Raw genomic sequence first — 6,826 nt, 5'->3', positions numbered from 1 at the left:
GGTTCCGTCGGTCCGGCGGCCGACGGAACCGGAAAGGACACCCAGCGATGACCACCGTGCGACCGGGCCCCGCCCCCGGACTGACCTGGGGCCTCCGAGGCCGCGGCCCCGCCGACGTACCCGTGGAGGCCGACCGTCCGCCGGAGCCGCCCGAGGGCGGTCTGGTCGGCGGCACCGGCCGCGGCGTACGCGTCTGTGTGGTCGACTCCGGGGTCGAACGCGACCACCCCATGGTCGGTCCCGTCGCGCAGTCCTGGCGCGTCTTCAAGGACGACGACGGTGTCCACGTCGAGGAGACCGACGAGGGCGACGCCTGCGGTCACGGCACCGCCTGCGCCGGGATCATCCGCCGCACCGCCCCGGAGTGCGAGCTGTCCAGCGTCCGGGTGCTCGGCGAGCGGTTCTCCGGCAGCGGCGACATCCTCCTCGAAGGGCTACGGTGGGCCGTCCGCCAGCGCTTCGACGTCGTGAACCTCAGCCTCTCCACCAACCGCGACCGCTTCGTGGAGGAACTGCGCAGGCTGGCCGACGAGGCGTACTTCCAGCAGACCGTGATCGTCGCCTCCGCGCACAACACCCACGTGGAGAGCTTCCCCTGGCGCTTCTCCTCGGTGATCTCGGTCGGCAGCCACCAGGAGGACGACCCGGACCTCCACCTCTACAACCCCGAGCCACCGGTGGAGTTCTTCGCCCCCGGCCAGCGGGTGCAGGTGGCCTGGCTCGGCGGTACGTCGATCCGGACCTCCGGCAACAGCTTCGCCACCCCGTTCGTCGCCGGGCTCTGCGCGCGGATCCTGTCGAGCCGACCGCGGCTGACGCCGTTCCAGCTGAAGAACGCCCTGTACCTGTCCGCCGCCAACGTCCGTGTCCACGGCAGCCGGTAACGACCGGCGCCGGAAGGGAACCCCCATGGCTCAGACGATCGCCTCCGCCGTCCCATCCGCGCCCCGGCCCGATCCGGCCATGGCGGAGCTTCTGCAGTCGGTCGTGGACACCGCGCGCGCCATCTTCGGCGCCGAGGCGAGCTCCATCCTGCTCCTGGAGGCGGCGGCGGACGAGCTCGTCTTCGAGGCCGTCTCCGGGCAGGGTCAGGAGTTCCTGGTGGGCCGGCGCTTCCCGGCGGGCCGGGGGATCGCCGGCTGGGTCGCCGCCTCGGGCGAGCCGATGGTCGTCGACGACCTGCACGACAGCACGTCCTTCGACCGGGACGTCGCCAAGTCCACCGGCTTCGTTCCGAACGCGCTGATGGCCGCGCCGCTGGTGCACGGAGACAAGGTCCTCGGCGTACTGGAGGTCCTCGACCCGTCTCCGCAGGCCCGGTCCAGTCTCTCCGAGCTCGACCTGCTGAGCCTCTTCGCCCGGCAGGCCGCCGTCGCCCTGCACGTCCTCACCACCCACGCACCTCGCGGGGCGGAGCCGGCCGCCCCCGAGGACCCCGCGCGGGTCGAACTCCTTCGCCTCCTGGCGGAGGCCCGCCGTCTCCTGGAGGAGTGAGCTCCGGAGCTGCCCCGACCAGCTCCGGCCTGCTCCGGTCACCCCGGTCTGCCCCGGCCGGATGCCGGGCGGCCGGGGCAGCTCGGGGGGCCGGGTCAGGAGAGGTCGAACCGGTCCAGGTTCATCACCTTGGTCCACGCCGCCACGAAGTCACGGACGAACTTCTCGCCCGCGTCCCGCGATCCGTAGACCTCCGACAGTGCGCGGAGCTGGGAGTTCGAGCCGAAGACGAGGTCGGCGGCGGTGGCGGTCCACTTGACCTCCCCCGTGCCGCGGTCCCGTCCCTCGTAGACGTTCTCGGTGGCCGTCGACGGCTTCCACTCCGTGCCCATGTCGAGCAGGTTCACGAAGAAGTCGTTGGTCAGGGACTCCGGCCGGTCGGTGAACACCCCGTGCTCGGACTGGCGGAAGCCGGTGTTCAGCGCGCGCATGCCGCCGACGAGGACCGTCATCTCGGGCGCCGTCAGCGTCAACAGGGCGGCGCGGTCCAGGAGGAGGGTCTCCGGAGACAGCTTCTCGCCCGCCGGGAGGTAGTTGCGGAACCCGTCCGCCCGCGGTTCGAGCACGGCGAACGTCTCCACGTCGGTCTGCTCCTGCGACGCGTCCGTGCGCCCCGGCGAGAACGGGACCGTGATGTCGTGGCCCGCGTTCTTCGCGGCCTGTTCGACGGCCGCGCAGCCGCCCAGGACGATCATGTCTGCGAGCGAGATCCGCACTCCGCCGGTCTGGGCGTCGTTGAACTCCTGCGCGATCCGGTCGAGGGCCGTCAGCGTCCCGGTCACCTCGGGGAGGGCGTTGGACTCCCAGTCCTTCTGCGGTGCGAGCCGGATCCGTGCGCCGTTGGCGCCGCCCCTCTTGTCCGTGCCTCGGAAGGTCGCCGCCGACGCCCACGCGGTGGTGGCCAGCTGGGACACGGAGAGACCCGAGTCGAGGATCCGGCGCTTGAGGTCGTCGACGTCCGCGTCGGTGACCAGCGCGTGTTCGACCGCGGGGACGGGGTCCTGCCACAGCTGCTGCTCGGGGACCCACGGGCCGAGGTACCGCGAGACGGGCCCCATGTCGCGGTGCAGGAGCTTGTACCAGGCGCGGGCGAAGGCGTCCGCGAGCTGGTCCGGGTTCTCGTGGAAGCGCTTGGAGATCGGCCCGTAGACCGGATCGAGCTTCAGGGAGAGGTCCGTCGTCAGCATGATCGGAGCGTGCCGCTTCGACGGATCGTGGGCGTCGGGCACCGTGTCCTGGGCGGCGGGGTCCGTGGGGGTCCACTGCTGGGCGCCGGCCGGGCTCGTCGTCAGCTCCCAGTCGTACCGGAAGAGGTTGTCCAGGAAGCCGTTGTCCCACTTCGTCGGCGCGGTGGTCCACGCGCCCTCCAGGCCGCTGGTGAGCGCGTCGGCGCCCTTGCCGCTGCCGCAGGTGCTGCGCCAGCCGATGGCCTGCTGTTCGATGGGGGCGGCCTCCGGCTCCGGACCGATGCAGGAGGGGTCGACCGCGCCGTGACATTTGCCGAAGGTGTGGCCGCCGATGATCAGCGCGGCCGTCTCCTCGTCGTTCATCGCCATGCGGCCGAACGTCTCGCGAATGTCCCGGGCCGCGGCGAGCGGATCCGGATTGCCGTTGGGGCCTTCCGGATTGACGTAGATCAGGCCCATCTGCACGGCGCCGAAAGGACCGGTGAGTTCCCGCTCGCCGCTGTAGCGCTCGTCTCCGAGCCAGGTGTCCTCGGGACCCCAGAACACCTCATCGGGCTCCCAGATGTCCTGACGGCCGAAGCCGAATCCGAACGTCTTGAATCCCATGGATTCCATGGCGCAGTTACCGGCGAAGACCAGAAGGTCGGCCCAGGAGATCTTCCGGCCGTACTTCTGCTTGACCGGCCACAGCAGCCGGCGTGCCTTGTCGAGGCTCGCGTTGTCCGGCCAGCTGTTGAGCGGCGCGAAACGCTGCGCCCCGGAGCCGCCGCCGCCCCGGCCGTCCTCGATGCGGTACGTCCCCGCCGCGTGCCAGCTCATCCGGATGAAGAGCGGCCCGTAGTGGCCGTAGTCGGCCGGCCACCAGTCCTGCGAGGCCGTCATCACCTCGAAGACGTCCCGCTTCAGCGCGTCGACGTCCAGGGTCGCGAACTCCGCCGCGTAGTCGAAGTCCTCGTCCATCGGACTGGCCTGGGGCGAGTGCTGGTGGAGGACCGAGAGGTCCAGTTGGTTCGGCCACCAGTCCCGGTTCGTCCTGGGGCGTGTCTCCTTCGGGGACGGGGAGGGGATTGCCGGGTTCTCGCTTTCGCTGCCGGACACGTACGTCCTTCTTCCTGTCGCGATGTTTCCGTCTGCCGGCCGCGTGCTCGTGACGTCGTCTGCTTTTCAGGTGTCGAGCACGGCGACTCGGCGTCCGTATGGTCGCGCACTGGGGACCGCACTGCTAAGAGAACACGCAGGGCGCCGCCGCGTAACAAACGGGCGGAATCCGAAAAGGCACCGGCGGACCGGTTCGGCGGCCGACGGCATTCGCGGCCCCGGAATTCATGCGAGAAAGGTGAAATCCTATGAGCGACCTGCTGGAACGGCTGCGGGGCAGTGGCTGGCGGATGACCTCCCAGCGACGAGTCGTCGCCGAGGTCCTCGACGGCGAGCACATCCACCTCACGGCCGACGAGGTGCACGCCCGCGCGGCGGAGCGGCTGCCGGAGATCTCCCGGGCGACCGTCTACAACATCCTGGGCGAACTGGGCCGGCTCGGCGAGGTCGTGGAGGTCTCCGTCCACGGCCGGGCGAAGCGGTACGACCCGAACGCGCACCACCCGCACCAGCACCTGGTGTGCTCCGGCTGCGGCACCGTCCGGGACGTCCACCCGACCGGCGACCCGGTGGCCGAGCTGGCCGCCCTCCCGGCCGAGGAACGGTTCGGCTTCACGGTGGCCGAGGCGGAGGTCACCTACTGGGGGCTGTGCCCGGAGTGCGCTCCGGGGGGTCCGGCGCCGGGCGCGCCGAACCCCGCGCGGTGACTTCCGGCTTCGGACTCCGCCTCCGGACCGCCTTCGGCCCCTTCGCCTCCGGACCGCCTTCGGACCGCCTTCGGCCCCTTCGCCTCCGGACCGCCTTCGGCCCTCCGTCAGAGCCCGGCGACCTTGGAGCTCGCCGACAGTTCGTACACCAGCGTGACCGTGCGCCGGCCGCCGGGCGGCAGAGTGACGTCCCAGCGGGCGATGCCCTCGGCGTCGACGGTGTCGGGCGCCGGGGAGCAGGCCTCCTTGCGGAGCCGTACCTCCACCGCCGAGACCTCGGAGACCGGGATCCGCTCCCGGAGCACGACCACCCGGTCGTCCGTCTCCCCGGGAGCCGAGAACCGGGACACGTGCAGCCGGACCGTGCGGGTGACCAGCGTCCGCTGTGTGAGCCCGGCGGTGTCCCGGGTCTCCTCCGTCTGGCGGACCACCCGGTGGTCGTCGCGGCTGCCGAAGGCGAGTTCGACCGGGGCGCCGGGGGTGGTGAATTCGAAGGTGCCCCGACCGCCGAAGCCACTGCCGCGGATCAGGTCGACGGGTCCCGCGAGCAGCACGTGCCCGGACACATTGTCGAACCGCACCACCTGGGTCACCAGCGGAGACACCTCGGGCGAGCAGGCGTACTCACTGCCGGCCGCCGTACGGAACACGGAGAGCGGCACCCGGTGCGCGCGGCCGTCCGAGGGCACGGAGACCGGCGTGGGGGAGTGCAGCACCCGCGTCTCGCCGCCGTCGTCCACACCGGGCAGCCCGAGAACCGGGACGGGACCCAGGTCGCCGAGGTCCTCCTCGCGCAGCTCGACGTCGACCGTGCGGCGCTCCGCCGCCGTACGGTCCTTGAGCGTCAGCCGGTCCTCGCCCAGCGACGGCGGTTCGGTGGCCAGCGCCGACCTGGCGGTCGACAGCGTCAGCGCGACGCCGGTCCAGTCCTCACCCGTGCGCTGCCAGACCATCGCGTCGGTCTCCAGGGTCACGGAGGTGCCGTCGAGCACGGCCCGGTAGGCGGGCCGCCACAACGCGCACGGCACGAGGTGGCTCAGGCGCAGCCCGACAGGGCCGGCGGCCGTGGCCTCCACGGTCAGCTCGACATGGGCCACCAGTTCGGCCGGTTCCTCCTCGGTGGACCGCATGGCCCGCCGGAGCTCGTCGAGTTCGGCGGCCAGCGCGGACAACCGGGCGTCAGTGGTGCGGAGTCGCTCGCCGAACGTGTCGCGCTCGGCGTCCACCCGGTCGAGTTCGCGGATCCAGCGGGGCCCTTCGGCCTCCCCGGAGCCGGCTCCCTCGCCGATGTCCCGCAGGACGTCGGCGGCGAGGCGGCCGAGCACGTCGAGGCGCGTCCGGAGCCGGTCGCGCCGCTGCTCCAGGGTCCGGCGCTCCTCGTCGAGGGCGTGGACGCGGTGGCGCAGCGCGGAGTCGTCGGCGGCGGGCCGCGGCGCGCGCGGCTCCCAGCTGCGGACCACGCGCACGTCGAGCACGGTGGCCGGGTGACCGGAGGTCAGCTCGGCATGGAGGGTACGGTCGACGGCCAGCGCGCTGACCGGCCCGAGCCGCAACCGCTGGACCCCGCCCGCCAGATCCAGCTCGACGGCGCGCTCGACGTGGGCGCGGTCCTCCAGACAGGTGACTGCGGTGACAGGGGCGGGGGTGACGGGGGCCGCGGGCACCCGGGACGACGGCGTGGCCGTGTGGTCTCCGGCGCTCGTCTTCGAGGCGGTGGACATGGTGTGTCTCAGCTCCTGCGGTTGCCGCCGACCAGGGCTTTGCCGGCCGGGATGCGAATCTCGTAACCGCCGTCGAGGGCGGTGGTGCCACCGGCGGGCAGGTCCACGCGCCAGACGCGGGTGCCCGGCACATGCCGCTCGGACGTCCCGCCGTCCTCGGGCGCCGTCCAGCCGGCCCGCTCCTCGATGCGTACGTCCGCGTCGGAGGTGACCGGCACCCGCTCGCGGACCTCGACCGTCGCGGGCCTCGCGAGCCCGTTGGCCAGCTCGACGTGGACGCGGTGGTCGAGCACGGTGATGTTGTTGCGCAGGCCGGCGGTCGACTCGTTCAGGTGGGTGCGGCGGGTGACCCGGATGCCCTCGGCCGGTCCGAGTCCCACCCGGCGTACGCCGCCGGGGGCGAGGGTGGGCAGCGCGGTGGTCAGCAGGAAGTCGTCGTCGACGGTGACCTCCACCGGGCCGGCGAGCAGCGCCTGGTCCGTGGCGTTGGAGAGGACCAGCGTCGCGTACACGGTCTGCTCCACGGACGGCACGCAGAGGTACTCGGTGCGCAGACCGACCGGAATCTCACCGACGGTGACGGTGTGCCACGTGCCGTCCGACGGCACGTGGCACACCG

The 6,826-nt window shown here is 72.2% G+C and carries 6 protein-coding genes; 3 read left to right on the top strand and 3 right to left on the bottom strand.

The features are described from left to right. Positions 1-47: 47 nt before the first annotated feature. On the top strand, positions 48-884 hold the full coding sequence (locus AOK00_RS00730) for a S8 family peptidase (RefSeq protein ID WP_055598380.1): 837 nt from the start codon (positions 48-50) through the stop codon (positions 882-884). 25 nt (positions 885-909) lie between these two features. Continuing rightward, positions 910-1,494 carry a GAF domain-containing protein gene (locus AOK00_RS00725; protein WP_055598379.1) on the top strand — a complete coding sequence of 195 codons (585 nt, stop codon included), beginning with the start codon at positions 910-912 and terminating at the stop codon, positions 1,492-1,494. Between the two features lie 95 nt (positions 1,495-1,589). Here AOK00_RS00725 and katG read toward each other — a convergent pair whose 3' ends face one another. Then, the gene (gene katG / locus AOK00_RS00720) at positions 1,590-3,779 is read right to left on the bottom strand and encodes a catalase/peroxidase HPI (RefSeq protein ID WP_055598378.1); all 2,190 of its coding nucleotides are present in this window, start codon (positions 3,777-3,779) and stop codon (positions 1,590-1,592) included. Between the two features lie 248 nt (positions 3,780-4,027). On the opposite strand from katG, the gene AOK00_RS00715 reads away from it, so the two are divergent. Beyond that, positions 4,028-4,486 (top strand): Fur family transcriptional regulator, encoded by a 459-nt coding sequence (locus AOK00_RS00715; RefSeq protein WP_055598377.1) that lies wholly within the window; start codon positions 4,028-4,030, stop codon positions 4,484-4,486. Positions 4,487-4,593: 107 nt separating this feature from the next. Here the strand turns inward: AOK00_RS00715 and AOK00_RS00710 are convergent, their stop codons facing one another. Continuing rightward, positions 4,594-6,207, bottom strand: a complete 1,614-nt coding sequence (locus tag AOK00_RS00710; RefSeq protein WP_079041770.1) for a mucoidy inhibitor MuiA family protein — start codon at positions 6,205-6,207, stop codon at positions 4,594-4,596. A gap of 8 nt (positions 6,208-6,215) precedes the next feature. Next, positions 6,216-6,826 (bottom strand): DUF4139 domain-containing protein (locus AOK00_RS00705; RefSeq protein WP_159041660.1); only part of this gene is annotated, 611 nt, incomplete at its 5' end.

This window comes from Streptomyces aureus, assembly GCF_001418135.1.
GTDB classification, from domain to species: domain Bacteria; phylum Actinomycetota; class Actinomycetes; order Streptomycetales; family Streptomycetaceae; genus Streptomyces; species Streptomyces aureus_A.
The sequence above is the reverse complement of the archived record's forward strand: the minus strand, read 5'-3'. Positions and strand labels throughout refer to the sequence as shown.

Coding starts and splice junctions, on each gene's coding strand:
- AOK00_RS00730 (WP_055598380.1), top strand. CDS start 48: ATGACCACCGTGCGACCGGGCCCCGCCCCCGGACTGACCTGGGGCCTC.
- AOK00_RS00725 (WP_055598379.1), top strand. CDS start 910: ATGGCTCAGACGATCGCCTCCGCCGTCCCATCCGCGCCCCGGCCCGAT.
- AOK00_RS00715 (WP_055598377.1), top strand. CDS start 4,028: ATGAGCGACCTGCTGGAACGGCTGCGGGGCAGTGGCTGGCGGATGACC.
- AOK00_RS00710 (WP_079041770.1), bottom strand. CDS start 6,207: ATGTCCACCGCCTCGAAGACGAGCGCCGGAGACCACACGGCCACGCCG.